General features: G+C 67.5%; 24 protein-coding genes and 1 tRNA gene. 15 read left to right on the forward strand and 10 right to left on the reverse strand.

Translation table 11 applies throughout. The features are described 5' to 3' along the window. Positions 1-57 precede the first annotated feature (57 nt). Together ACN6M5_RS15505 and ACN6M5_RS15510 are read left to right on the forward strand one after the other, a co-directional pair. Positions 58-843: an SDR family oxidoreductase gene (locus ACN6M5_RS15505; RefSeq protein ID WP_434951167.1), complete on the forward strand. Its 786-nt coding sequence runs from the start codon at positions 58-60 to the stop codon at positions 841-843. 4 nt (positions 844-847) lie between these two features. After that, entirely contained in the window at positions 848-1,405 is a 558-nt protein-coding gene (locus ACN6M5_RS15510; RefSeq protein ID WP_434951169.1) for a DUF1697 domain-containing protein, read from the forward strand. A gap of 15 nt (positions 1,406-1,420) precedes the next feature. On the opposite strand, the gene ACN6M5_RS15515 is transcribed toward ACN6M5_RS15510, so the two are convergent. The 3 genes from ACN6M5_RS15515 to ACN6M5_RS15525 form a co-directional block, all read right to left on the reverse strand. Further along, on the reverse strand, positions 1,421-2,413 hold the full coding sequence (locus ACN6M5_RS15515) for an NADP-dependent oxidoreductase (RefSeq protein ID WP_434951171.1): 993 nt from the start codon (positions 2,411-2,413) through the stop codon (positions 1,421-1,423). 92 nt (positions 2,414-2,505) lie between these two features. Then, positions 2,506-3,921: a glucuronate isomerase gene (uxaC, locus tag ACN6M5_RS15520; RefSeq protein WP_434951173.1), complete on the reverse strand. Its 1,416-nt coding sequence runs from the start codon at positions 3,919-3,921 to the stop codon at positions 2,506-2,508. Further along, complete coding sequence (locus ACN6M5_RS15525) at positions 3,918-4,952, reverse strand: LacI family DNA-binding transcriptional regulator (protein ID WP_085369904.1); 1,035 nt, start codon at positions 4,950-4,952, stop codon at positions 3,918-3,920. The genes uxaC and ACN6M5_RS15525 overlap by 4 nt, the downstream gene beginning before the upstream one ends. 144 nt (positions 4,953-5,096) lie before the next feature. Between ACN6M5_RS15525 and ACN6M5_RS15530 the strand changes: the two genes are divergently transcribed. The 12 genes from ACN6M5_RS15530 (at position 5,097) to ACN6M5_RS15585 (ending at position 16,040) form a co-directional block, all read left to right on the forward strand. Next, a complete protein-coding gene (locus ACN6M5_RS15530; protein ID WP_434951176.1) occupies positions 5,097-6,455 on the forward strand; it encodes an ABC transporter substrate-binding protein in 1,359 nt (452 codons plus the stop codon). Between the two features lie 12 nt (positions 6,456-6,467). Continuing rightward, complete coding sequence (locus ACN6M5_RS15535; protein ID WP_085369902.1) at positions 6,468-7,469, forward strand: carbohydrate ABC transporter permease; 1,002 nt, start codon at positions 6,468-6,470, stop codon at positions 7,467-7,469. Further along, entirely contained in the window at positions 7,466-8,341 is an 876-nt protein-coding gene (locus ACN6M5_RS15540; protein WP_434951178.1) for a carbohydrate ABC transporter permease, read from the forward strand. The genes ACN6M5_RS15535 and ACN6M5_RS15540 overlap by 4 nt, the downstream gene beginning before the upstream one ends. 20 nt (positions 8,342-8,361) lie before the next feature. Beyond that, positions 8,362-9,195, forward strand: coding sequence for a sugar phosphate isomerase/epimerase family protein (locus ACN6M5_RS15545; protein ID WP_085369900.1), 834 nt, complete (start codon positions 8,362-8,364; stop codon positions 9,193-9,195). Continuing rightward, positions 9,192-10,334: a Gfo/Idh/MocA family protein gene (locus ACN6M5_RS15550; RefSeq protein WP_434951180.1), complete on the forward strand. Its 1,143-nt coding sequence runs from the start codon at positions 9,192-9,194 to the stop codon at positions 10,332-10,334. Before ACN6M5_RS15545 ends, ACN6M5_RS15550 begins: the two co-directional genes overlap by 4 nt. A 3-nt stretch (positions 10,335-10,337) precedes the next feature. Continuing rightward, positions 10,338-11,207, forward strand: coding sequence for a sugar phosphate isomerase/epimerase family protein (locus ACN6M5_RS15555; protein WP_434951182.1), 870 nt, complete (start codon positions 10,338-10,340; stop codon positions 11,205-11,207). Then, positions 11,204-12,604 (forward strand): mannitol dehydrogenase family protein, encoded by a 1,401-nt coding sequence (locus ACN6M5_RS15560; RefSeq protein WP_434951184.1) that lies wholly within the window; start codon positions 11,204-11,206, stop codon positions 12,602-12,604. The genes ACN6M5_RS15555 and ACN6M5_RS15560 overlap by 4 nt, the downstream gene beginning before the upstream one ends. A gap of 1 nt (position 12,605) precedes the next feature. Continuing rightward, positions 12,606-13,856: a D-mannonate dehydratase ManD gene (manD, locus tag ACN6M5_RS15565; RefSeq protein WP_434951186.1), complete on the forward strand. Its 1,251-nt coding sequence runs from the start codon at positions 12,606-12,608 to the stop codon at positions 13,854-13,856. Further along, positions 13,853-14,368, forward strand: a complete 516-nt coding sequence (locus ACN6M5_RS15570; RefSeq protein WP_434951188.1) for a gluconokinase — start codon at positions 13,853-13,855, stop codon at positions 14,366-14,368. Before manD ends, ACN6M5_RS15570 begins: the two co-directional genes overlap by 4 nt. Positions 14,369-14,401: 33 nt before the next feature. Continuing rightward, positions 14,402-15,028, forward strand: coding sequence for a trimeric intracellular cation channel family protein (locus tag ACN6M5_RS15575; RefSeq protein ID WP_434951190.1), 627 nt, complete (start codon positions 14,402-14,404; stop codon positions 15,026-15,028). Positions 15,029-15,120: 92 nt separating this feature from the next. Beyond that, on the forward strand, positions 15,121-15,855 hold the full coding sequence (locus ACN6M5_RS15580; protein ID WP_434951192.1) for a DUF2510 domain-containing protein: 735 nt from the start codon (positions 15,121-15,123) through the stop codon (positions 15,853-15,855). A 94-nt stretch (positions 15,856-15,949) separates the two neighbouring features. Further along, positions 15,950-16,040, forward strand: a tRNA-Ser gene (locus ACN6M5_RS15585). A gap of 682 nt (positions 16,041-16,722) precedes the next feature. Here ACN6M5_RS15585 and ACN6M5_RS15590 read toward each other — a convergent pair. From ACN6M5_RS15590 to ACN6M5_RS15620, 7 genes are all read right to left on the reverse strand, one after another. Continuing rightward, entirely contained in the window at positions 16,723-17,265 is a 543-nt protein-coding gene (locus tag ACN6M5_RS15590; RefSeq protein WP_434951194.1) for a hypothetical protein, read from the reverse strand. Then, positions 17,262-17,846 carry an RNA polymerase sigma factor gene (locus ACN6M5_RS15595; protein WP_434951196.1) on the reverse strand — a complete coding sequence of 195 codons (585 nt, stop codon included), beginning with the start codon at positions 17,844-17,846 and terminating at the stop codon, positions 17,262-17,264. Before ACN6M5_RS15595 ends, ACN6M5_RS15590 begins: the two co-directional genes overlap by 4 nt. Before the next feature lie 95 nt (positions 17,847-17,941). Further along, on the reverse strand, positions 17,942-18,400 hold the full coding sequence (locus tag ACN6M5_RS15600; RefSeq protein WP_434951198.1) for a hypothetical protein: 459 nt from the start codon (positions 18,398-18,400) through the stop codon (positions 17,942-17,944). A gap of 21 nt (positions 18,401-18,421) precedes the next feature. Beyond that, positions 18,422-18,718, reverse strand: coding sequence for a hypothetical protein (locus ACN6M5_RS15605; protein ID WP_434951200.1), 297 nt, complete (start codon positions 18,716-18,718; stop codon positions 18,422-18,424). A gap of 437 nt (positions 18,719-19,155) precedes the next feature. Then, the gene (locus tag ACN6M5_RS15610) at positions 19,156-21,156 is read right to left on the reverse strand and encodes an ATP-binding protein (RefSeq protein WP_434951202.1); all 2,001 of its coding nucleotides are present in this window, start codon (positions 21,154-21,156) and stop codon (positions 19,156-19,158) included. Further along, positions 21,153-21,437: a restriction endonuclease gene (locus ACN6M5_RS15615; RefSeq protein WP_434952422.1), complete on the reverse strand. Its 285-nt coding sequence runs from the start codon at positions 21,435-21,437 to the stop codon at positions 21,153-21,155. Before ACN6M5_RS15615 ends, ACN6M5_RS15610 begins: the two co-directional genes overlap by 4 nt. A gap of 791 nt (positions 21,438-22,228) precedes the next feature. Beyond that, positions 22,229-22,795: a TetR/AcrR family transcriptional regulator gene (locus tag ACN6M5_RS15620; RefSeq protein WP_434951204.1), complete on the reverse strand. Its 567-nt coding sequence runs from the start codon at positions 22,793-22,795 to the stop codon at positions 22,229-22,231. A 115-nt stretch (positions 22,796-22,910) separates the two neighbouring features. Between ACN6M5_RS15620 and ACN6M5_RS15625 the strand changes: the two genes are divergently transcribed. Beyond that, positions 22,911-24,188: an amidohydrolase family protein gene (locus ACN6M5_RS15625; RefSeq protein ID WP_434951206.1), complete on the forward strand. Its 1,278-nt coding sequence runs from the start codon at positions 22,911-22,913 to the stop codon at positions 24,186-24,188. Positions 24,189-24,210: the final 22 nt, after the last annotated feature.

A 24,210-nucleotide genomic window follows, 5' to 3' on the forward strand; every position in this document is an offset into this window, starting at 1 on the left:
ATCGTCGGTATGTCGACGAGGGATCGCCCTCGGATGTGACATGAAAGGCAGACAACCATGAATGCTCCCCTGCTCGTGACGGGCGGCACCGGCACCATCGGCAGCCGCGTCGTCCCCCTGCTCAACGCCGCCGGACACGGGGTGCGGGTGCTCTCCCGCCACCCGCGCACCGGCGAGCCAGGAGTCCAGCATGTCGAAGCGGACACCGTCGGCGGCGCCGGACTCGCCGCGGCGTTCGACGGCGTCGAGGTGGTGCTGCACCTCGCCGGAGGGGCGAAGGGCGACGACGTCGCAGCGCGCAACGTGGCGGCCGCGGCCCGGGATGCGGGAGTGCGGCACCTGCTCCTCATTTCGGTGGTCGGCGCCGACCGGATGCCGATCGGATACTTCCGCGCCAAGGCGGAAGCCGAGCGGATCATCGCCGGCTCCGGCGTGCCGTGGACGGTGCTGCGCGCGGCGCAGCTGCACGACTTCGTGCTGCCCGTGGTGCGCGGGATGGCGAAGCTGCCGCTGCTCCCTTCCCCCGGCGGCCTGCGGTTCGAGCCGGTCGACGTCGACGCGGTCGCCGGCCGCCTCGCCGAACTCGCGCTCGCAGAGCCTGCCGGACGCGTCGCCGACATCGTGGGACCGGAGGTGCTCGACATCCGGCAGCTGGCGGAGGCGTACACCGCGGCGAACGGCCGGAAGACCCGGGCGCGCCTGCCCATCCGCATCCCCGGGGCGGTCGGTCGCGCATACCGGGCAGGCGAGAACCTGGCGGGCGACGGCGCGCTGCGCGGAGGGCGCACCTGGCGCGATTACCTGGAAGAGCTCGCCGCGACGGCCGCGCCGGTGCCATCATGACCACATGCCCGGATACGTCGCACTGCTCCGCGGGATCAACGTCGGCGGCACGAACCCGGTCGCGATGGATGCGCTCGCCGCGAGCTTCCGCGAGGCCGGATACGAGGACGTGCGCACGCACATCCAGAGCGGCAACGTGCTGTTCTCGACCGACGTGAGCGCCGCGTCTGGTGGGCCTGCCATCGAGGCGGCGCTGGAGTCGATGCTGCAGGAGCGGTTCGGCGCGGACATCCCCGTGATCGTCCGGTCGAGGGACGAACTGGCCGCGATCGTCGCCGATGCCCCTCCCGGTCACGGCTCCGCCGACCTGCGCAGCGACGTCTACTTCCTCAAGCATCCACTGACCGCCGACGAGGTGATGGCGGAGCTTCCCGAACTGCGGGAGGGCGTCGACATCATGACGCCCGGCTCCGGCGTCCTCTACTTCTCGCGCGTCAAGGCGCAGGCGACCAAGACCCGCGTCCAGCGGCTCCTGGCCATGCCGGTGTTCAAGCGGATGACCGTGCGCACCTGGGGCACGACCACCCGTCTGCTCACCCTGCTGGACGCCCCGTCTTCCTGATCGACGCTTACCGTCTCACGCGCGGGACTCCTGCACGTCGCGCGCTTTGAGGGAGGTGTACCGCGTCACCGGATGCGTGCCGAGCACCACCTTTCCTCTCGCGTGCAGGTGCTGCAGATCTGCGTATGCGTCCGCGATGGCCTCCAGCGGATAGAACCCGGAGATGAGGAGGGTGAAGGCGCGGTCGGCCGCGTACTGCGCGAGCCGCTGCAGCTGGCGGGTGCCGTGCTCGACCGCCTCCTGGTCGTCGCCGAGCAGCCGCAGCTCGGTGTCGCGCCGGTCGTCGCTCGACCGGTAGCGCGCGGCAGGGACGCCGAGGAGGTTCGCGAGGTCGCGGCCGTCCTGACCGAAGTTGTCGACGAAGCAGGTGACCTGCGCTCCGCGCGCCGCCTCGTGGATGCGGTCCTGGATGTCTGGTCCGTACCGCACCGGTGTGATGCCGAGCTGACGGAGGTAGTCGAAGTTCCGGTCACCGCAGGTCCCGATGACGCGCGCGCCCGCATGTTTGGCGAGCTGGGCTTCCACGCTCCCGACCGCTCCGGCCGCCGCCGAGATGACGATCACGTCCCCGGGCCCGACGCGGAGTTCGTCCAAGGTGTCCAGCGCCGTCGCGCCGGACAGGTACAGCCCGCCGGCCGCCTCCCAGCCGACGCCCTTCGGCTTGGGGACCAGGGCTGCGACCGGAACGACCAGGTAGGTGGCGTGCGCTCCCGTCCGTACGTGCCCGATCACTTCGGACCCGACGGGGAACCCGGCGGTGTCCGGTCCGGCCTCCACCACGATCCCGGCGAAGTCGCTCCCCGATTTCCGCGGGAACGGCTCGTCCCACTCGGTCTCCGTGCCGCTCCGGATGAAGCCGTCGATGTGGCTGATGCCGGATGCGATGACTTCGACCATCACCTCCCCGGCTCCGGGCGGCGAGAGGGGGCGCCTCCGCAGCTGCAGCTCGCTCGCATCGCCGTTGCGGTCGTACTCCACGACCAGCGCTTCCGTATGCTTCTTCGACATGATCGCCTCGCTAGATCGGCTTTTAACTAGCTTAGCTAGATAACTCCCCGATGGCGAGAGGAGATTGCAGGAGCGGGCGCGCGCCGAGCCGGTCAGCCCAGCCGGAACGTCGCCCGCGGGATGTCGTCCACCAGCCGGTGCGCGATGGCGAATGCGTCCTCCTCGCTGAGCTGGTGCGTGACCACGAGCGAGGACAGGAACGACGCATCCACTCGGCGGGACATGTCGTGCCTGGCCGGGATGGAGCAGAACGCGCGGGTGTCGTCGATGAAGCCGCTGGTCTTGGTGAACCCGGCGCTGTCCGTGATGGCCTGGCGGTAGCGGAGGATGGCGGCAGGGGTGTCGAGGAACCACCACGGAGCGCCGGCGTAGACGGTCGGGTAGAACCCGGCGAGCGGCGCGATCTCGCGGGAGAACGTCGTCTCGTCCACCGTGAACAGCACGATCCGGAACGTCGAGCTGGTGCCGAAGTCGCGCAGGATCGGGGTGAGAGGAGCCGTGAAGCCACCGACGGCCGGCAGGTCGTGGCCGGTGTCCGGCCCGTACGCGTCGAACGTCGGGCGGTGGTGGTTGCGGATCACGCCGGGGTGCAGCTGCATCACCAGGCCGTCCTCCGCGGCCATCTCGGCCAGGCGGTAGAGCATGTTCCTGCGGTAGGCGACGGCCTCCGCGGCGGTCAGGCTGCCGTCGAGCGCCGCCCGGTGGATGCGCGACGCCTCCGCCTCGGAGAGCGGCTCGCTGCCAGCGTCGATCACGCCCGTGTCGGTCGCGGTGCCGCCGGCGGCGATGAACGCCTGGCGGCGGGCGCGCAGCGCGGCGAGGAGGCCGGGGTATGTGGAGGTGTCGATGTCTGCGCGGGCGGCCAGCGCATCCAGTCGTCCGCGCCAGGTCGGCTCGTCCGGGTGCATGTAGCGGTCGGCGCGGAAGGTGGGGACCACGCGGCCGGTGAAGGTCGGGTCGTCGCGGAGGCGCTGGTGCGCTGCCAGGTCGTCCGCCGGGTCGTCCGTGGTCGCCAGCACCGAGATACGGAACCGGTCGAACAGTGCGCGGGGGCGGAACTCCGGGCGCGTCAGGGTCTCGGCGAGCTGGTCGTAGAGTGCGTCGGCGGTGGCGGCCGATGGATGCTCGGTGAGGCCGAACACGTCGCTGAACTCCGACTCGAACCAGAACCGAACGGGCGTGCCGAGGAACGCATCCCAGTTCTCGCAGAGCCTCCGCCAGATCTCCCGGCCGGATGCGGTGGGGGCCGCTCCGTTGCGGGAGAGCCCGAGGTCGTCGAGGGGGACGCCGACGGCGTGCAGCATCCTGGTCACGTAGTGGTCGGGCGTGATCAGCAGCGCCGACGGGTCGCCGAACGGGGTGTCGTCGGCGAGCATCGCGGCGGGGACGTGACCGTGCGGGGAGACGATGGGCGCATCCGCGACGGCGGCGTGCAGGCGTCGTGCCAGGTCGCGCTCGGCAGGATCGGCCGGGAACAGGCGGTCTGGATGGGGGGCGAGCGTCGTCATCGGCGTCCTTTCGGTTCCCGCGCAGGTCCGGTGGACGACCGCACGGTGAGGTGGGTGGGCAGCGTCGCTCCCTGGCGCATCCCGATCGTGCTCTGGTCGTCGAGACGGGCGAGCAGCATCGACACGGCCGTGCGGCCGGCCTGCTCGATGGGTGCGGTGAGGGTGGTGAGCGGCGGGTTGCAGAAGTCGGCGCCGAAGATGTCGTCGCAGCCGACGATGCTGACGTCGCCGGGGACGTCGACGCCGCGCTCGCGGAACCGGGCGAGCATCCCGATGGCGAGGAGGTCGTTGAAGGCGATGCACGCGGTGACGCCGGCGTGCAGCACGGCGTCCGCCGCCGCTGCTCCCGCGTACTGCCGGGGCGAGAACGGTCCGAGCCTGGTGGCCGTGACGCCGTAGCGTTCGGCGGCGCGCACCATCGCCCGCCAGCGGCCTTCGTTCGACCAGGAGGTCTCCGGGCCGGAGGCGTAGCAGAGCTGCGTGTGCCCGAGCGAGACGAGGTGGCCGACGGCCTGCTCGATGCCGCTCGGCGTGTCGATGAAGATGTGCGGGACGCCCCGCGTCTGCCGGTTGATCGCGACCAGCGGGATGTCGTTGGCCAGCACCGTGAGCCGGCGGTCGGTGAGCCGGGAGGCGGCGAGGATGGCGCCGTCGAACGAGCGGCGGAGCTTGTGCAGCATCCCGTCCTCGAGCTCGTCGGACTCCTCGGTGTCCACCAGGATCTGCGTGTATCCGGCGGCCTTCAGCTGCTGCTGCGTTCCGCGGATGATGCCGAAGTAGAACGGGTTGGTCACATCCGAGACGAGCACGGCGATGGCCCTGGTCTTGCCGCTGGTGAGCGCTCTGGCCTGCGAGTTCGGCACGTAGTTGAGCGCGCGCGCCGCCTCCTCGATGCGCTCGCGCGTCGCAGCGTTCACGCGGCCGGGATTGGAGAGCGCGCGGGAGACCGTCGAGGTGGCAACGCCACTGACGGCGGCCACGTCTGCGAGGGTGGCTGGGCGATCCGACCCCGCTCCGGCGAGAGGTTGCATGACGATATCTCAGCACACGATGGCAATTTTTGGCAATCGGTTGCAGCAACATTGCCGTGGTGCTTAGAGTCCTCAGCAACCATCCTCCGTGCACCAGCAGAGGGTGCTGACAACTCACGTCCCTGTCTCAAAGGAGAGTCACGAATGAGATCTCGCATCGCGCTCGGCGCGGTCGCCGGGCTGGCCGTCATCGGCCTGGCCCTGAGCGGCTGCTCCTCGTCGGGGAGCACCAACTCCTCCACCTCCGGGAAGATCGACGGCAAGGGAAAGACCCTCGACGTCATGATCGCAGCCAACGGGCTGTACCCCACCGAACAGCAGCAGTGGTTCAAAGACGTCTCCTCCCAGTTCGAGAAGGAGACGGGAGCGACGGTCAAGTTCGAGACGTTCGCCTCCGCGAACGACGAGCTGACCAAGATCCAGACCTCCGTGCTGAGCGGGCAGGGTCCTGACGTCTACAGCCTCGGCACCACGTTCACCCCCACCGCATACTCCACCGGCGCCTTCGTCAAGCTGAGCGACGCCGACTGGGCCAAGGTCGGCGGTCGTGACCGCTTCGTGCCGGCGACCCTCGGAATCTCCGGGCCGGACAAGAAGAACGAGGTGGGCATCCCGTTCGCGAGCCGCCCGTTCGTGATGGCGTACAACAAGGACCTCCTCAAGGCGGCGGGCATCGACAAGCCGGCCGACACCTGGGACGGCCTCGCCGAGCAGGCGAAGAAGCTCACCAGCGGCGACGTGCACGGTATGGCCATCGGATACGCGGACGGGTTCGACCCGTGGAAGTTCGTCTGGGCGATGTCGATGCAGCAGGGCAACACCATCCTGGATCTGAAGAGCAAGAAGGCCACGATCGACGACGCCGCCGTCAAGAAGGCGTACGAGACGTACTTCGGCTGGATGACGGACGACAAGGTCGTCGACCCCGCCGCGATCGGCTGGAAGAACGCCAACGCCGTCGCCGCCTTCGCGGACGGCAAGGCCGCGTTCCTTCCGATGGTCTCGTCGTCGTCGCAGGTCTCGCTCGACAAGTCCGGCGTCGCAGGCAAGTACGGCTACGCCGTGATGCCGACCATCCCGCCGGGAGCCACCAAGCTGCCGAGCGACGGCAAGGCCGCCGCGACGATCATCTCCGGCGACAACATGGTCGTGGCGAAGTACTCGAAGAACCAGGATCTCGCCTTCGCCCTGGTCAAGATGCTCACGAGCGCCGACAACCAGGTGAAGTACACCAAGACGTTCGGAGACCTGCCGACCAACGCAGACGCCGCCAAGCAGATCGAAGACGGCAACGCGCTGATCGCCCCCATCCTGGAGGCCGGCACCAAGGCGTACGGCACCCCGTTCAGCGGCGCGTGGGGCGACACCCAGCTCGCGCTGACGAACGTGGTGGTGCAGTCCATCCCGTCGCTGTCGAGCGGTTCCGTCTCGTCCTCCGACCTCGACGCCAAGCTCAAGACGGCGCAGGACGCCGCGCAGAGCTCGCTGAACAAGGCCAAGTAGCCGGGACCGATCATGTCCAACTCCACCCTGGCCGCGCCGGAAGGCGCGACCGGCCACGAGAGCGGTTCGCCCGCGGGGTCCACCCCCGCGGGCGGCCGCCCCGGCCGAACCGAGAGCCCCCGCCGCAAGCGCAAGTACGAGCGCAACCGGCCGCTCTGGATGCTGCTGCCCGGCGGCATCCTCATGCTCATCATCATCGTGGTGCCGCTGATCGTGGCCGCGGTGATGTCCTCCCTCGACCTCGACCAGTACACGCTGCAGAGCTGGCTGCAGGCGCCGTTCATCGGCCTGCAGAACTACGTCGAGGCGATCACATCGTCGTCGCTGCTGCGCTCCATCGGCATCAGCGTCTCGTTCGCGCTGATCGCGGCCGTCGTCACCATGCCGATCGGCCTCGCGGCCGCCCTGGCGACGCAGAACAAGTTCCGCGGCCGCGCGCTGGTCCGCTCGCTCTTCCTCATCCCGTACGTGCTGCCCGCGTTCGTGGTCGGCACACTCTGGCGCACCATGCTGCAGCCGGGCGGCGTCGTCGACTCCGTTCTCGGCGGGATGGGCATCCACACCGGGCTGTTCCTCAACGGCCCTCTCAGCTACTGGTCGCTGATCGTCGTGCAGATCTGGACGTCGTGGCCGTTCTTCTACCTGCTCGTGCTCGCCGGTCTGCAATCCGTGGACCACGAGGTGCACGAGGCGGCAGCGATCGACGGCGCGACCTGGTGGATCAAGCTGCGCTCGGTGATCCTGCCGTACCTGCGCGGTCCGATCCTGCTGGCGCTGATCATCGCGTTCCTGCACAACATCAACGCGTTCACGCTGCCGTTCGTGCTGTTCGGCGTCCCCGCCCCTCAGGACGTGGACGTGCTGCCGGTGCTCACATACGTCACCAGCTTCCAGAGCTTCCGCTTCGGCCTGAGCGCCGCCATGGCGATCTGCTCGCTCGTGCTCATCGCGATCCCGCTGTTCATCTACCTGCGGGCCGTGAAACTCGACTCTGGGGAAGAGGAACAACGATGACCGCCGTCAAGCCGTCCTCGGCCGACATCACCCGCCTGCTCCCTCGGCCGCTGCTCGTCGTGGTGATCACGGTGCTGCTGGTGATCGTGCTCGGTCCCGTGCTCTACATGCTGTTCGCGTCGGTCAACTCCGACGTCTCGGTCGCCGGGGGAGCGTTCTTCCCGACCGAGCTGCACCTCGACAACTACCTCAAGGTGTGGTCGACGGTGGATCTGGGCACCGGGCTGATGAACAGCGTGATCGTCTGCGTGGCTGTCGCCATCGTCTGCGCGTTCCTCGCCGTCGCGACGGCGTATGTGCTGGTCCGCTACGACTTCCGCGGGCGCCTGACCTTCCTGCGCGGGCTCCTCGGCCTGCAGTCGATCCCCGGAACGCTGATGCTGCTCCCGGTGTTCGTGCTGTTCTCGTCGACCGCCAGCCTGCTCGGCGTGCAGATCATCGGGACGCGCTGGGCGGTGTTCATCACCTACCTGACGTTCGCGCTCCCGTTCTCCACCTGGGTCATGGTCACCTACCTGCGTGGCCTGCCCAAGGCGCTGGAGGAGGCGGCGCGCATCGACGGGGCGTCGTCGTGGCGCATCCTGACCCGCATCGTGGTGCCGCTCAGCTGGCCGGGCATCGTCGTCTCCGGCATCTTCGCGTTCCTGCTCGGCTGGAACGACGTGCTGTTCGCATCCGTGCTGACCAACCCGGAGACCCGCACCGCCGCTGTGGCGCTGCAGGTTTTCGGGGCGACGCAAGAGGGTGGCGCGGTCCCGCTCTACGGGCAGATGATGGCGGCGTCCCTCATCTGCGCCGTGCCGGTGGTCGTGCTGTACCTCGTGTTCCAGCGCTACCTCGTCGGTGGCCTGACCTCTGGAGGAGTGAAGTGAGCCAGAACGCTCAGAATTCGGTGAGCTGGGCCCTGTCGGGCTTCGGCGACGAGATCGACCAGGACCCTGTCGTGCAGGTTGCGGTGCTGCAGGCACTCGGCGCGAACCACATCGAGGTGCGCAGCGCCTGGGGCGTGAACATCGTGGACCTCGACGCCGAGCAGCTCGATCGCCTGGCCGGCGTCTTCGCCGAGCGGGGGATGGGCGTCTCGGCCATCGCATCCCCGATCGGCAAAGTGGATGTGTCCCTCCCCGTTGAGCACGAGGTCGAACGCCTCGGCCGCGCCATCGCAGCAGCGCACCGCCTCGGCACGCGCTACATCCGGCTGTTCTCCTTCTATTACGGCGACGGCGTCGCCGTCGAGAGCATCCGCGACGACGTGATGCTCCGGATGCGCGCCCTCGCGGACGCGGCGGAAGCCGCGGACGTCGTGCTGCTGCACGAGAACGAGAAGGACATCTACGGAGACACCCCGGAGCGCTGCCTCGACATCGTCGAGACGGTCGCATCGCCGAACCTCCGGCTCGCCTGGGACAGCGCGAACTTCGTGCAGGTCGGCGTCGCGCATCCGTTCGACGACGGATACGCCATGCTCCGGCCGCACCTCGAGTACCTGCAGGTGAAGGACGCGCTCAGCGCCACCGGAGACGTGACCCCCGCCGGGGAGGGCGATGGCCAGCTCCTCGCCACCCTCACCGCCCTGCGCGACGACGGGTACACCGGCTTCGCCTCGCTCGAACCCCACCTCGCCGACGTGAACAACATGGGCGGCTTCTCCGGACCGGAGGCGTTCGGCCGCGCCGGCCGCGCGTTCCGCCGCCTCACCGACCAGATTGGAGTGCAGCTCGTATGAGCGCTCGCCTGAACGTGGCCATCGTCGGCTGCGGCATCATCGGACTCAACCACGCCAGGGCCATCGCCCGGCACCCCGACCTCGCGATCACCGCCCTGGTGGATGCGGTCCCCGCCGCCGCGAGTGCGCTCGCCGACCAGATCGTGTCCGAGTTCGGCGTGCAGCGGCCTGCCGAGTTCGAGACCCTGCCCGCCGCCGTGGCGGGAGCACCGGTCGACATCGTCGTGATCTGCACCCCCAGCGGACTGCACGTGCAGCTCGCGGAGGAGGCGCTCGCCGCGGGCAAGCACGTCGTGATCGAGAAGCCGCTGGACGTGTCGATGGCGCGGGCCAGGCGCATCCTGGAGCTGTCGCGAGAGGCGGAGCGGAACGGCCTGGTGGTCTCGGTGATCAGCCAGCACCGCTTCGATCCGGCTTCCGTGGTGGTCGCCGACGCCGCCCACAGCGGCGCGTTCGGCCGGGTGACCAGCGGCATCGCGTCCGTGGCTTGGTGGCGCAGTCAGGACTACTACGACTCCGGCCAGTGGCGGGGCACCTGGGAGCTCGACGGCGGAGGTGCGGTGATGAATCAGGGCGTCCACACCGTCGACCTGCTGGTCTGGTTCCTCGGCCGTCCTGTCGAGATCGTCGCCCAGACGGCGCTGCTCGCCCACGAGCGCGTCGAGGTGGAGGACATCGCCGTCGCGACGGTGCGGTTCGAGTCCGGCGCGCTCGCCGTCGTGCACGCGACCACCGCCGCGTATCCGGGCGGTTCCGTGCGTCTTCAGGTGCTCGGCGACCGCGGGTCGGCGATCATCGAGGACGACCAGCTGGAGTACTTCGGCACCGCGGACCCCGCGGCGTTCGACCCGACAGGGGCGAGCGTCGTGAACAGGGCGGCGGAGCTCGTCGACGCGAGCGAGGTGCGCGGCGGCGAACGCGGCGCAGACCGTTTCATCGTCGGCCACCTGCGCCAGTACGAGGACGTGGTGGATGCGATCCAGCAGCACCGCGCGCCGGGCGTCACCGTCGAGGACGCGTTCGTGTCGCTCGCTGTCGTGCGTGCCATCTACCTGTCGGCCACCCTCGGCCGTCCCATCGCGTTCGACGAGGTGCTCTCCGGGGCGCTCGACGACATCACCGTCACGACAGGAGCCTGAGCCATGAAGTTCTCGGTGTTCACCGCATCCACCCCGGACTGGACCCCCGCCGAGGCGGCGGAGACGCTCGCCGCCCAGGGCTGGGACGGGATCGAGTGGCGCGTCATCGACCAGGACGACGCGACCCCCGCCGGCTTCTGGGCGGGCAACCGCTCCACCTGGCCGCTCACCGGCCTGGAGGAGTCCGTGCCGGAGATCGCGCGGCTCACGGCGGAGGCCGGACTCGAGTTCTCCGGCATCGGCGGCTACGCCCGCTGCGACGACCACGCGAACGTCGACAGGATGCTCGCAGCCACCGCAGCGCTCGGCGCTCGGCAGGTGCGCGTCACCATGCCGCGCACGGACTCCGGAGACTACCGGGAACTGTTCGCCTCCGCCCGTCGCGACGTCGAGCGGGCGGCAGCCCGGGCGGGTGAGCTGGGCGTGAAGGCCCTGGTCGAGTTGCACCACGAGACCATCACCGCGTCGGCGTCGGCCGCGTTCCGGCTGATCGACGGCATCGACCCGGAGACCGTCGGCGTGATCCACGACCTCGGCAACCTGATCATCGAGGGCCAGGAGGCGACTCTGTCCGCCTTCCAGCTGCTCGGCCCGTACCTCGCGCACGTGCACGTCAAGAACGCGGCGTGGCTGCCGGGCGAGCCGGAGGCGGACGGCACCGTGCGCTGGCACCACGAGTGGGCGCCGCTGCGTACAGGCACCGGCGACGTGGAGGCGTACTTCACCGCACTGCACGCGTACGGCTATGACGGCTGGGTCACCGTGGAGGACTTCTCCACCGAGCTGCCCCTCGCGGAGCGCACGCGCGACAACCTCGCCTACCTGCGCGAGGTCGAATCCCGCACCCGCTCCCTGGCGTCGGCGACCGCATGACGCCGCCGCCGCGCTCAGCGCGTCACCCCGTCCGCATCGTGCACCTCGGCCTCGGCGCGTTCCACCGGGCGCACCAGGCCTGGTACACCCAGCGTGCGAACGAGCGCAGCGGGCAGGGCGGGAACGGCGCGCAGGGCGACGGCTGGGGGATCGCGGCCTTCACCGGCCGCAGCCCGGAGGCGGCGCGCGTGCTGGCGACCCAGGATGCGGTCTACACACTGATCGAGCGCGGCCCCGCCTCCGACACCGCGACCATCGTGGATGCGCTGAGCACCGTCGCAGACGGCGGTGACACCGAGCGCTGGCGCGCAGCCGTCGCCGACCCGGCCGTCGCGGTGATCACCCTGACGGTCACCGAGGCCGGCTACCGTCCGTCGGCGGAGGTACTCGACGCCGACCGGGCGTCGCTGGTGGCGGGGGAGGGCGCATCCACTGCCCCCGGCCGCCTGGTCGACGGCTTGCGGGCGCGCCGAGCGGCTGGCGTCGCCGGGCTCGCCGTGGTCAGCTGCGACAACCTGCCGGGCAACGGGGAGGTGGCCCGGGATGCCGTGCTCGGCCTCGCCAGCAAGGTCGATGCAGGTCTCGCCGACTGGATCGCGTCCGAGGTCTCGTTCGTCTCGTCGATGGTGGACAGGATCACCCCGGCGACCACCGAGGCCGACCGCGAGGCCGCCGCCGTCCTCACCGGGTACGACGACGCGGCCCCCGTGGTCACCGAGCCGTTCAGCGAGTGGGTGCTGAGCGGCGCCTTCCCCGCCGGACGTCCCGACTGGGAGGCCGTCGGCGCGCAGTTCGTCGACGACATCGAGCCGTACGAGCGCCGCAAGCTCTGGCTGCTCAACGCCGGGCACTCGCTGCTCGCATACCGCGGCCTGCTCCGCGGCCACCAGACCATCGCGGAGGCGATGGCCGACGACGACATCGCCGCCGATCTCGAACAGCTCTGGGCGGAAGCGCGCACCGAGCTGCCGTTCGACGACGAGACGCTGGATGCGGCGACCGCCGCCCTCCGCGACCGTTTCGGCAACGCGCGCATCGAGCACACGCTCGCGCAGATCGCGTCGGACGGCTCGCAGAAGCTCGGCCCGCGCATCCTGGATACGCTGCGGTCGAGGCTGGCGGCGGGACGCGCGCCGGGCGAGGCGCAGGCCACCGCACTCGCCGCCTGGGCGCTGCACCTGCTCGGCCCCGACGTGCGCGACCCGGGAGCCGCCGCCCTCGCGGAGACCCTGCGCGCTACTCCGGACGACGATGCGGCGCTCGCCACCGGCGTCCTCACCGCACTCGCACCCGACCTGGCGCGCGAGAGCGCCGTGACCGACCTCATCCAGAACCGGATCGCACAGCTGCGCGCCGGAGCCATCACCGAACCACCGCTACCGACAGGAGCACACTGACATGCGAATCACCTCCGCCGAGGTCCTCGTCTCGAGCCCCGGCCGCAACTTCGTCACCCTCAGGATCACGACGGAGGACGGCATCACCGGCCTCGGCGACGCGACCCTGAACGGCCGCGAGCTCGCGGTCGCCGCCTACCTGAGCGAGCACGTCGTGCCGCTGCTGATCGGGCGGGACGCGCAGCAGATCGAGGACACCTGGCAGTACCTCTACCGCGGCGCGTACTGGCGCAGGGGCCCGGTGACGATGGCGTCCATCGCCGCCGTGGACACCGCGCTCTGGGACATCAAGGCCAAGGTCGCCGGGATGCCGCTGTACCAGTTGCTCGGCGGGCGCAGCCGCGAGGGTCTGCTCGTCTACGGTCACGCGTCCGGTGCCGAGTTGCCCGAACTGTTCGACTCGATCACCGAGCACCTGGAGGAGGGCTACCGCGCAGTGCGCGTGCAGACGGGCATCCCGGGCCTGCCGTCGGTGTACGGGGTGGCGTCGAGCAAGAACGCCGCGGCCGGTGCCGGCTCCGGTTCGGACGCGCGCTACGACTACGAGCCGGCCCGCCGCAGCGCGGTGCCCGTAGAGGAGTCGTGGGACACCCGCGCATACCTGCGCCACGCTCCGACGGTGTTCGAGGCGGTGCGCAACGAGTTCGGCGCCGAGCTGCCGCTGCTGCACGACGCGCACCACCGGCTCACGCCCATCCAGGCGGCCAAGCTCGGCAAATCCCTCGAACCCTACGACCTGTTCTGGCTCGAAGACGTGACCCCCGCCGAAAACCAGGCGGCGCTCCGCCGGGTGCGCGAGCACACCACGACGCCGCTGGCGATCGGCGAGGTGTTCAACACGATCTGGGACTACCGCGAGCTGTTCGAGGAGCAGTTGATCGACTACGTGCGCTCTCCTGTCACGCACGCCGGCGGCATCACGGGCCTGCGCCGCATCTTCGATTACGCTTCGGTGTATCAGATCAAGTCCGGCGTCCACGGACCCACCGACGTCTCACCCGTCGGTCTCGCGGCCGCCATCCACCTCGGCATCGCCATCCCCAACTTCGGGATCCAGGAGTACATGCAGCACAGTCCGACCACCCACGAGGTCTTCCGCACCACGTACACCTTCGAGGACGGGATGCTGAAGCCCAGCGACGCCCCCGGCATCGGTGTCGACTACGACGAGATCGTCGCGCAGTCGTTCCCGTACGAGGCCGCATACCTCCCGGTCAACCGTCTCCTCGACGGTTCGATGCACGACTGGTGAGCGGCTCACTGGGAGAGCACCCGCGCGTCGTCGTGATGGGGGTGTCCGGCTCCGGCAAGAGCACGATCGGCGCCCTCATCGCCGCCGACCTCGGCCTCCCCTTCCTCGACGGCGACGCGCTGCACCCGATCGAGAACGTGCGCAAAATGGCCGGGGGCACCCCCCTCGACGACGCCGACCGAGCCCCCTGGCTGCGCGCGGTCGGCCGTGCCCTTGCGGACGCCCCCGACGGCCTGGTGATCGCCTGCTCAGCGTTGAAGCGCGCATACCGCGACCTCATCGCCTCCGAAGCCCCCGGCGCGGTCTTCGTGCATCTGGCCGGCACGCGCGACGTCTTGGCCGCCCGCATGGAAGGCCGCACGGACCACTTCATGCCGACCACGCTGCTCGACTCGCAACTGGCGACGCTGCAACCGCTCGAGGCGGACGAGCGCGGGGTGACGGTGGATGTGGCGGCGCCGGTGGATGCGGTGGTGCGGGAGAGTGTGGCGGCGGTGCGGGGGCTGGTCTGACCGATCGAGTTCACCCGCCCATAGGCTTGCCCCGTGGACTGGTCACTGGTGCTCGATCTGCTCGGCACGTTCTTCTTCGCGATCTCCGGCTGCCTGCTGGCGGCGCGGCGCGGCTTCGACATCGTCGGCTCGCTGTTGCTCGGATCGCTGACGGGGCTCGGTGGAGGCGTCGTCCGTGACGTGATCCTCGGGGTCCCTCCGGTAGCGTTCGCGCAGCCGTTGCACCTCGTGCCGCCTGTCGCGGCGGCGGTGCTCGTCTATTTCCTCTCCGGAAGCGTCGAACGCATGCCCAGGACGCTGCTCGTGTTCGACGCGGGCGGTCTCGCCCTGTTCTGCACCACGGGCACCGTCACCGCGCTGAACGCCGGGCTGAACCCGGTGGCGGCGGCGCTGCTGGGCGTGACCACCGGCGTCGGCGGCGGCCTGCTGCGCGACGTGGTCGCCAACCGCGACCCGCAGCTGTTCAACCCCAACGACCTCTACGCCGTCCCCGCGATGCTCGGCGCCGCCGCGATCACGGTGCTGTGGTCGTACGGGCTGTACGGCGCGCTGACCGAGCTGCTCGTCGCGGTGCTGGTGTTCGTGTTCCGGCTGTTGTCGCTGCGTTACAAGTGGCGGGTGCCGCACGCTTCCCGCACCGGGGACGCCGCCGCGTACTGACGCGCACATCCGGACTCTGACGGCGCATCCATAGGACTCGGCGGTAGCATACGAGCCGTGCGGCCGACGGGCCGCAGAGCGGAGCCGCGAGCATGACGAACACCGACGCACACGTCCCGGCGGGATGGTACCCGGACCCGAGCGGCGCCCAGCAGCTGCGCTGGTGGGACGGAACGCAGTGGACGGCGCACTACGCGCCGCTGGCGGGCGCGGCGCAGGCGCAGCAGCAGCAGCCGGTGCAGCCGGTGCAGCAGCAGTCGGTCTACGCCCAGCAGCCCGCATACGCGCAGCAGCCCGCCTACCCCCAGCAGCCCGCATACGGTCAGACCTACGCCCCGGTCCGCCCGCGCCTGGCCGACGGCGCGCGCATCTACAACGTCTACATCTGGCTGGTCGTCGCGCTCCCGTTCGTGAGCCTCGTCCTCCTGCCGTTCTACCAGCCCCATTTCGACGTCGTCGCCACCGAGCACGGCTACACCAGCTACGGCAACCCGTTCGGGATGTTCGGCCCGATGTATTTCGCGATCGTCGGCGTCGGCTTCCTCGCATACGCCCTCAGCGTCGTCTTCTCCTGGCTCGACTACCGGGAACTCGAACGCATCGGCGTCGTCCGCCCGTTTCACTGGGCCTGGACCTTCCTCAGCGCCCTCGTCTACGTGATTGGCCGCAGCGTCATCGTCCGCCGCGTCGCCCCCGGCCGAGGCCTCGCCCCGATCTGGGTCACCATCGGCCTCTACGTCCTCTCCCTCATCGTCACCATCGCCTGGACCGTCTCCTTCGTCTCCACGATGGTCCACGACCTGCCGATGCGGAACCTCGGCGCCTGACCCCGGATGCGCCCCGCATCCTGAGAGACCGGTGTCCGACCCCGCCTGAATCGTCCGTTATGATGGCTGTCGTGCGTCCGTTCACGGTCGCTCAGGAGACGTCGCATAGTTCGGCCTAGTGCACCACCCTGCTAAGGTGGAGTGCCCTTTACAGGGCACCGTGGGTTCAAATCCCACCGTCTCCGCACTGAGGGGCTATCTAAGGTGGCCTGGTTGTCGATCTAAGATCTGCTGGAAAAAGAAGCGGCTCCGCTGATGCGGAGCCGTTTTTGTTGTTGGTTGCTCCTTGGAGGGCTCGCATCTTGCCTTCCGTTGAACTAGATGCGGCGGTTCGGAGCAGCTGTGTTGAGTTTTGGGCAGGCTGGCGCCGGCTGTGTCCGATCGGGCTGGTTTCGACGTCTTCTGGGCGCGCCGATTAGCGCTCACGCGTTGCGAGCGAATTGAAGAAGCGGGTCTGCCTGTCGGCTTATGTCCTCATTTGGATGATCTCGAGCGGTTCGTCCCGTCCAGTGACGGCGATTCTGTCCCCTTGACCACCCGCGTCATGTCGATCGGCTGGGTCGGTGGAAGTTCCAGCGCTGCCGAGTCGATCATTCGACCTGCGAACATGTGGTGCCCTTCTGTCTCCTCAGTGCCACACTGTTGTGCAGCCGTTCCCGTTGTTGAACTCCTTCGGGTCGGTAGGTGCCCGCCGCCGCCTACCCCCAGGCGCCGGGCGGCGGGCACCGTCCTCAGTCCGCGCTGATATGCCCCTTGCCATGCGCGCGGGGACCAGCGGTGGACGCGAGGGAAGCGCGCGTCGATCGGGATTGAATGAGGGGGTCACCCTCGCTCGATGCCGCCATACTCTGTTGATGCCGTGCCATCTCAGTTCCCTGACCCGACGAGGAAGCGGCCGATCTGGGTCTCGCCGTCGCTCGTGTAGACCGGAAGCCATTGCCCGTTCGGATAGTTCCTCAGGCGCTCCCGTTGTTGTTTCAGTGCTTGAGCTGGTGACGTCGGTTCCGGACCGCCATTTTCTGCGCGGGTGAGGTCCCGGCTGAACACGTAGCCGTTCACCGGTTTCCCGCTCGCGTCTTCGCCCTGGACTTCGATGAGGTCGGGCGCGATCGGGCTGGATCCTTGCGCACCGTAGGTTTGTCCGTTGGCGTTCTTCGGCCAGTTGGGGACCGGCGCGTACGAGGGCGATGCGCTCGGAGCCGTGCCTGGAAGCGCAGTCCATCCGGGAAGGCCGATGACGACCGCCGAAGCAGCGACGCTGAGCGCCGCGCCAGCGGCGACAGCGCCGCCGAGTATCCAACGCTGCCGGTGGACCCGGCGAACTTGTGCAGGATCGGTGTCGAAACGGACCTTGGCGGTCAGGGCTGCTTCGAGAGCTGCGCTGCGTTTCGGATCGAAGATGACGGTCATTGCATGCTCCTGATCTCTTCGGTTGACAGATCGATCGAGACGATTTCCGCCAGGCGGCTCCGGGCTCGAGAGAGCCGGGATTTCACAGTGCCGGTCGGCACGCGAAGAAGGTTGGCGACCTGTTGGGTGCTCAGCTCTTCCAGGACGCACAGGCTCAAGATCTCGCGATCACGGTCGTTGAGTCGTTCGAACGACTCCCGGACCCTAGCAGCGATGTCGTCGTGTTGGAGGCGATCCAAGACGTCGCTGCTGTGGTCAGCGATCTGCTCCGGTGCGGGTATCTTGGCAAGGAGCGCCTGGTGCCGTCGGAACGCTCGCACGTTGTTTCGTGCCAGGTTCGACGCGGTGACAAGCAGCCACGGGAGGATGGATGAGTCGTCCGAACTGATGCGGTTTCGCTTGCGCCAGACCTCGGCGAACGTCAGGGCGACAAGGTCCTCCGCGTCAGAGGGAGTGCTCGCCAACCTCAAAGTGTGTCGAAACACCCGATCCCGGTGACGGCGGAAGAGCCGGGCGAACGCATCGCCGTCACCGGCACTGGCCTGCCTGAGCAGGTCGAGGTCGGTCGGTTCGGTGTTCATACCCTGTAATGTCCAGCAGTTCGGTGTCGGTTCCAAGCACAGCAGAAGGGGCACGCTACCGAAGACTCGGCTGCGTGCCCCTCTTTCGTCGCTCGCTACTTCTGGGCCACGGCCCCGGAGGTAGCCTTGACGACGAACTCTCCGATCACGGTGCTGCCGTCCGATGTGTAAACGGAAAGGGTCTGATCCTTCCCCTGAATGGAGGCTTGCCAGGCCAAGGCCTCAGCAGGGCTGGCGAATCCAGTTCCCTCCGCTTTGTGTAGGTCCGACTTGAGGACATACCCCTCGAGCCCGTTCGTGGCGACCACGAGAATGAGGTCGGGCTCGTTCGTCGGAGACGTCGCGCTCATCGCCGACCCGAAAGTCAAGCCGCGAGCGTTGGCTTTGAATTTCGGCTCTGCCTTTGGCGTTGTCGGTGTGCCATCGGCTGCGACCAGGCCATGAGGTGCCGGCACGGCAGGAATTCCGTCCGCGAACGCGGCACCAGTGGCGAGGCCCACCGTCGCGAATGCGGCGGCCCCAAGGACGACGAGAGTGGACTTGATCTTCTTCATAGTGTTCGTTTCCTCTCGGGCTTAGGAGCTCTGCTGCGGGCTCTGGAAGGTGTACGTGGTGGCGTATCCGCTGCCGGTGTACGTTGACGAGACGCCGTAGCTGTACCAGTTCCCTGCGCCGCCTCGAGTGCATGAGGTGCCCGACCAGTAGGCGCCAGCACCGAGCGTGACGCTGCTGAAGCTGTTCGAGCCTTCACAGCTCAGGGCGCCGCCTCCGGTGAACAGCCGTCCGCGAGAGCCGACCCAGCCCGACGCGACCGCTGTCGTGCGCGGGCCGGTATACGTGTACGCCAGCGCAGACCCTGCAGAGGTGCGCACGCTTGCGTAATTCTGGTAGCCAACGCCGTTGGTCGTGAACGTCCCAGTCGCACTGTTCGCCGTACCAGCGTTGGCGGCGCTCGGGACGAAGCCGAACAGGAACGCAGCGACGAACGCCGCTGCAAATGCGGCGATGATTCTTGGTCGCGAAAGGCCCGTGGCTCGGGTACTGCCGACAGTTGATGAACTCATTTAAACCCCCATTGGTCATGGAGGAACCCCCTGTTCCCCCGATGGACATGCTTTCGGCCGCGTCACTTCGCCGACAAGTGGGCATTTTGGGGGACACGTGGGAGAGGCCGGGGTACATCATCCAGCAGACGCGGGCCTCGGTCGTTCGCCGACTCCGTTGTCGAACCAGCCTAGAGATGCGCGCCCCGTTGACGAATTTCAGCACCAGGCGCTTACCACTGCGCGGTGAACAACCGTCGAGAAAGTCAACTGCCGGTCAGGTGGGCGAAGATCGATTCCAGAGCCCGCCGCTCGGTCACTGGATCGGTTGCTGAAGGACGAAACTCCTTCGCGTCGTCAGGATCGTCGTCGAGTGCGTCTGCGACTGGAAGGTGGTCGATCGTTTCTCTCACCCTGGAGACCATCTCCTCAGGCGCTTCAACCCCCCACTCTTCGGCAGCGGTTAGACAAGTCTCCAGCTCGTCCACATCGCGGAAATACTCAGGCTGATTCAGTTCTTCGAGTAACCAAGCTCGGCACTCCGTCTGAATCCAATCGACCATGTCGGGAGGGAACCCCTCCGGGGCCACGATGCGCAGAAATTGAAGCTGTTCATACGCATAGGAATGATTTGAAAGGCGAAGTCCGTCGCGCACGGACGTGACCACGCTGATCGGGACGTCATAGCCTGCCTGTTTCAGCTGCTCGATCAGCTGAACCGGTGGTCCAGCGCTCGAGATCCGTGCGGCCCAGCTCGCTGAAGCGACGGTCAACGCTTCGGCGAACCAAGCGGACGAGTCTGCTTTGGCGTGGTGACTCTCGATTACGCGATAGGCAAAGCTCAATCGCTCTGCTGTGGCGTCACCCTTCCGCCATTTCACTGGGTGCTCGCCGTTGTTGACGTACACGTCGTGCCATTCAGGGTTCCCGCTGCGCCACGATCGCCGCATCGCACCCGAAATTCGGTCGACCGCGTCCGGTGAAGAAGGCGTCAGACCGGGGTGGACGACGCGCTCCCACAACCAAGGGAGCTGCTCGAAGAACGCCACGCCGTCGATGAGGGAAAGCGCGTGGTCGAAGTTCTCGCTCAGCCACGATGCGGCAAAATCCTCGATCGACGGGTTCGCGAGAACTATGAACGTCTCGTTTGACTCTTCGTGGCTACGGGTAAACGAATCCTCGAGGATTCTGAGCGCTTGCCTGAAGGACTGGTGCGTTTCTGGTTTACCGCGACTTTCGCCGTCAGTCAGGAACGCATGCCGGAGGTCACTCTCCGTAACTTGGCTTGGCATCGTGGCAACGATCAGCAGTAGTCGGCGGCAGCTCTCGTCCAGCTGACGGTCGAACGCGAACCGCCACACCTGATCGAGGTGGTCAAGGATGTCGACTACGAAACCTACGTAGTCGCGAAGCTCGGTGTCCCCGAGTTGTCGTGAAGCAAGTCCGGTCACATATTCGATGAGTCGCGGGTTGTAGTTTGTGTGATCGACAATCCTTAAGTAGGCACGATCCGTCGCTAGTTGGGTTCTCGCCGCCAGCGTCACCTGTGACGAGTTCCATATGTGATTGTAGAGAATACGTGCCCGGTCGATTCGCGAATAGCTGCTCACTTCGAGCAGGTAACGGCTGAGATGGATCCCCTGACGTGCGAGCTCTTCATACCATGACGTCGCCTGCTGCAGAATGTGCTCCCGCGTCGTCAGCACGAACAGGTGCTTGTCGCTTGCGACGATCCTGTTCATGAACGCGGAGAGTCGTTTGTCCTCGTTCTTCGCCAAACGATCTTGCAGGAAGGTGCTCCCCAGGAAATCGTCATAGTAGAAGACTTGGCGTTCTCGATCGTTGACCACAGCGAACGCTTCCTCGGCGTCCGAGGAGATCTCAACCGGTGTCATACCTTCTGTGACGGCGTCCGCAACCAAGAGTCGGGCGAGGGTGGACTTTCCTATCCCCGGAGGTCCGGAGATCACGAGGACCTTCTCCTGAAGGAGACGGGTTTTCGCGTCGGGGTACGCGTCGCTCGGAACATATCTGCTAATCGCCGCGTCGATCTGAGACTTCAGCAGCCGACTTCGGTCCCAAATGGCGCCGTTAATGCGTTCGTCGAGTTGGCCGGCGCTGGACAGCCACAATTTCACATGCGCCCGTTCCACATGCCCGTTTCGGGTGAAGTACCCCTCAAGGTCTTCCGCGCCGAGGACGTCATCTGGTGACGTGATGTAGGGGCTCAGATCTTTGAGCAGCTTCTGTTTCCGGTCCGCGGTCAATTCCTGAGTTGTGACGAACCTGTAGCTGGCAGGTTGCGGGTCGAGTCTGGCGAGTTTTGACTTCTCATTTCGCGCTGACGAACGAAGCTGCGCGAAGTGCTGCCCACCATGTGTTTGCACTGCACCACATGGACTTCCCCTCCGGCGATCCGACGAAGGTCAACGCCAAGGTCCGCACCGCGCGCGAATGGCTCGTATCGCAGCGACTCGTCAGCACCAAGAAGATCAGCGACTAGAAGTTCAAAGTCATGATCCGAAAGCGACCGATAATTCCTCACCATCACAGATTGGCAGAAGCCGCCGCCGAGCGTGCGAGCGCCGGCTCGGTTCGAGTCTTCCGCCAGAACGAGAGAGCGTCGCACAGCTCGTCCGCACGCTTAGACCACTGGTTCGGGACGCCCACCTCGTGAGCGATCATATATGGGCCGTGAAACCTGGTTGCGTTGGAAGCCTTCGTGCACGAAATTGCGGACGTCTTGACCGGCATCGATACCGGTGGCGATCTCGAGAACACTTACGTGCACCATGGCCGAGCGACCGGGCCGAACCCAAGCACGGCGACGCCGACAATCGAGGAGTAAAAAGCCCCCTGCACTTCTGGTGAGCGTGCTGACGTCTGTGGGGATCGTGGCGAGGGATGCGTTGAGGGTTGATTAACTCGCCGTTCGCAGGGGACTATCCTTCGGCACCCAGGGGATTCTCGAAATAGACGCCCGCGCAAGCGCTGGCGTCTGGGGCACTTTAGATAGCCCCCACTGAGGGCTCTCAGGGTTTGCCCATTCTCGAGTTTGCGAGCATTCGCGGCGGCTTGGACTCAGTGCCGACGCGGTCAGCGACGTCGCATTGACCAACGCGGCTGATTCGAACGGGTTCGTACGCCCTACCGTGACGCTGGCCGTCCAAGCGCCAGAATCTCGCGTCCAGCTATCCTTCCTCATCATGCGTGATCGCGGTGCCACAGCTCTGACGGTGCCGCAGCAAGACACCGAACGGGTCGTAAAGGCCATTCAGAGGGCCGTCGGCTGACCGGGTCGCAGATTCTCTGGCGTCCATCCGCGCCGATCACCCCAGCCTAAAGACCCCACCCGCGCCGGAGGTTCACAAAGATCGCCCGCAGCGCCGTGCCGGGCGCCGCGTCCTGCGCCGCGATATCCGGGCTCTCGAGGATGAATCGCGCCAGTGCCCGGACGGTGCCCGCGGCCGGCTTCTGCTCCTTCGCGAGCGCGGCGGCCAGGACGTCCTCGCAGTCCGTCCACTTCTGACGCGCGTATGCGCGCAGCTGCGGGGTGGAAAGGATGAGGTCCAGGATCTCGTCGCGTGTGCCGCCGTCCGTGGTGAAGGGCAGCCGGGAGACCATGAACGCCTCCACCGCATCCAGCACATCGGCCTGATCGCTGCGCTCGTCGATGGCCCGTGCCAGTTCCGATGGCCGGTCCTCGTCGCGGTCGAAGACGAGCGCGACCTTCCCGCCCGGGTAGTAGGTGAAGAGCGTCGTCAGGGCGACGTCTGCTTCGTCGGCTATTTCGGCGACGGTGACGGCGTCGAAGCCGCGGTCGAGAAAGAGGCGCGTCGCTGTCTTCTGCAGCGTTCGCCTGGTGCGTTCCCGCTTGCGCTCTCGCAGTCCTCCGGTGGTTTCCACGCGCTCAGTCTATCGCGAACATGTATTCGCTACTTACTCGTAGTCAGTACATTTCTGTAGTCACTACAGATTTTGATGTATGGTGGACACCGAACATCCACGACGAAGGACTCCCATGACCAAGACCGCAATCATCAATGCCCGCGTATTCGACGGTGACGCCGTCCTCGACGACACCGTGGTGGTGATCGAGGGAGCCGACATCGTCGCGGTCGGCGGGGCGGTGCCCGACGATGCGGAGATCGTCGACGCATCCGGTGCGACCCTTCTGCCCGGGCTCATCGATTCGCACGTGCACACCTCGATCGAGGGGCTCGAGCTCGCTCTGACGTTCGGGGTCACGACCGAGTTGGAGATGCAGGGCATGTTCACGAGGAGCAAGCGCGGGCAGGTGGCGGAGAACGACCGGATCGCCGACGTGCGCTCAGCAGGGTTCGGGATCACCCCTCCCGGTGGACACCCGAGCGAGCTCATGGGTGGCGACCACGACGACCACGACGGTGACGCGGACGGCGACGCTGAGACAGCCCCCTGGGAGGACGCCGACGACGCCGGAAACGCGGATCAGTGGAAGGACATCGTGATGCCGTTCTCGACCACCGCCGAGGAGGCCGTCTCGTTCATCCCCCGGCTGGCCGAGACCGGCTCTGACTACATCAAGTTCATGATCGACGACGGGACCGTCGAAGGCGCGCCCGGCCTGCCCGTCCTCAGCGGCGACGTGGTGAAGGCCGGCGTCGCGGAGGCCCACCGGCTGCACCTCCTCACCGTCGCTCACGCCCTCACCGTCGACGCGACCATGACCGCCGTGGATGCGGGAATCGACGGCCTGGCGCACCTGTTCATGGACCGCCCCCACACCGGCCAGGTCATCGACCGGATCGCCGCATCCGGAGCGTTCGTCGTCCCCTGCGTCGTCCTGAACGCTTCGATGATGGGGATCACCGCGGCCGACTTCGCCGAGGATCCCCGCGTGAGCGCACGCCTCGACGAGTCCTGGATGGCGACCATGCGAAGCAGCTACAACCGCTACCCACAGGGGCGTCTGGATGACGTGCTCGCGTCCGTGCGAGCGCTGCACGCTGCCGGCGTGGACATCCTGGTGGGCACGGACGTGTCGTTCCCGCTCCCCGTTCTCGGCGGCATGGCGCACGGTGCCAGCGTCCACCACGAACTCCAGCTCCTCGTCCGTGCGGGCCTCAGCCCGGTGGATGCGCTGCGGGCGGCGACCGCCACCCCGGCCCGCAGATTCAACCTCACCGACCGCGGGAGGATCGCGACGGGCCTCCGGGCCGACCTGCTCCTCGTCGACGGCGACCCGACGACGAGCATCGGCGACACGCTCAACACGCGTCAGGTCTGGAGGCGCGGCAGTGCACTGATCCGGATGTGACCGAGCGCACCCCCGGGCTCCG

It is taken from the genome of Leifsonia araucanica (genome assembly GCF_051161895.1).
Lineage (GTDB): Bacteria > Actinomycetota > Actinomycetes > Actinomycetales > Microbacteriaceae > Leifsonia.

Bases quoted from the DNA above. Each gene is read 5' to 3' on its own strand.
- ACN6M5_RS15590 (WP_434951194.1), bottom strand. From the start codon at position 17,265: ATGACCGTCATCTTCGATCCGAAACGCAGCGCAGCTCTCGAAGCAGCC.
- ACN6M5_RS15550 (WP_434951180.1), top strand. From the start codon at position 9,192: ATGAGCGCTCGCCTGAACGTGGCCATCGTCGGCTGCGGCATCATCGGA.
- uxaC (WP_434951173.1), bottom strand. From the start codon at position 3,921: ATGACGACGCTCGCCCCCCATCCAGACCGCCTGTTCCCGGCCGATCCT.
- ACN6M5_RS15540 (WP_434951178.1), top strand. From the start codon at position 7,466: ATGACCGCCGTCAAGCCGTCCTCGGCCGACATCACCCGCCTGCTCCCT.
- ACN6M5_RS15580 (WP_434951192.1), top strand. From the start codon at position 15,121: ATGACGAACACCGACGCACACGTCCCGGCGGGATGGTACCCGGACCCG.
- ACN6M5_RS15505 (WP_434951167.1), top strand. From the start codon at position 58: ATGAATGCTCCCCTGCTCGTGACGGGCGGCACCGGCACCATCGGCAGC.
- ACN6M5_RS15530 (WP_434951176.1), top strand. From the start codon at position 5,097: ATGAGATCTCGCATCGCGCTCGGCGCGGTCGCCGGGCTGGCCGTCATC.
- ACN6M5_RS15515 (WP_434951171.1), bottom strand. From the start codon at position 2,413: ATGTCGAAGAAGCATACGGAAGCGCTGGTCGTGGAGTACGACCGCAAC.
- ACN6M5_RS15555 (WP_434951182.1), top strand. From the start codon at position 10,338: ATGAAGTTCTCGGTGTTCACCGCATCCACCCCGGACTGGACCCCCGCC.
- ACN6M5_RS15535 (WP_085369902.1), top strand. From the start codon at position 6,468: ATGTCCAACTCCACCCTGGCCGCGCCGGAAGGCGCGACCGGCCACGAG.
- manD (WP_434951186.1), top strand. From the start codon at position 12,606: ATGCGAATCACCTCCGCCGAGGTCCTCGTCTCGAGCCCCGGCCGCAAC.
- ACN6M5_RS15625 (WP_434951206.1), top strand. From the start codon at position 22,911: ATGACCAAGACCGCAATCATCAATGCCCGCGTATTCGACGGTGACGCC.
- ACN6M5_RS15600 (WP_434951198.1), bottom strand. From the start codon at position 18,400: ATGAAGAAGATCAAGTCCACTCTCGTCGTCCTTGGGGCCGCCGCATTC.
- ACN6M5_RS15615 (WP_434952422.1), bottom strand. From the start codon at position 21,437: ATGGTGAGGAATTATCGGTCGCTTTCGGATCATGACTTTGAACTTCTA.
- ACN6M5_RS15560 (WP_434951184.1), top strand. From the start codon at position 11,204: ATGACGCCGCCGCCGCGCTCAGCGCGTCACCCCGTCCGCATCGTGCAC.
- ACN6M5_RS15595 (WP_434951196.1), bottom strand. From the start codon at position 17,846: ATGAACACCGAACCGACCGACCTCGACCTGCTCAGGCAGGCCAGTGCC.
- ACN6M5_RS15525 (WP_085369904.1), bottom strand. From the start codon at position 4,952: ATGCAACCTCTCGCCGGAGCGGGGTCGGATCGCCCAGCCACCCTCGCA.
- ACN6M5_RS15510 (WP_434951169.1), top strand. From the start codon at position 848: ATGCCCGGATACGTCGCACTGCTCCGCGGGATCAACGTCGGCGGCACG.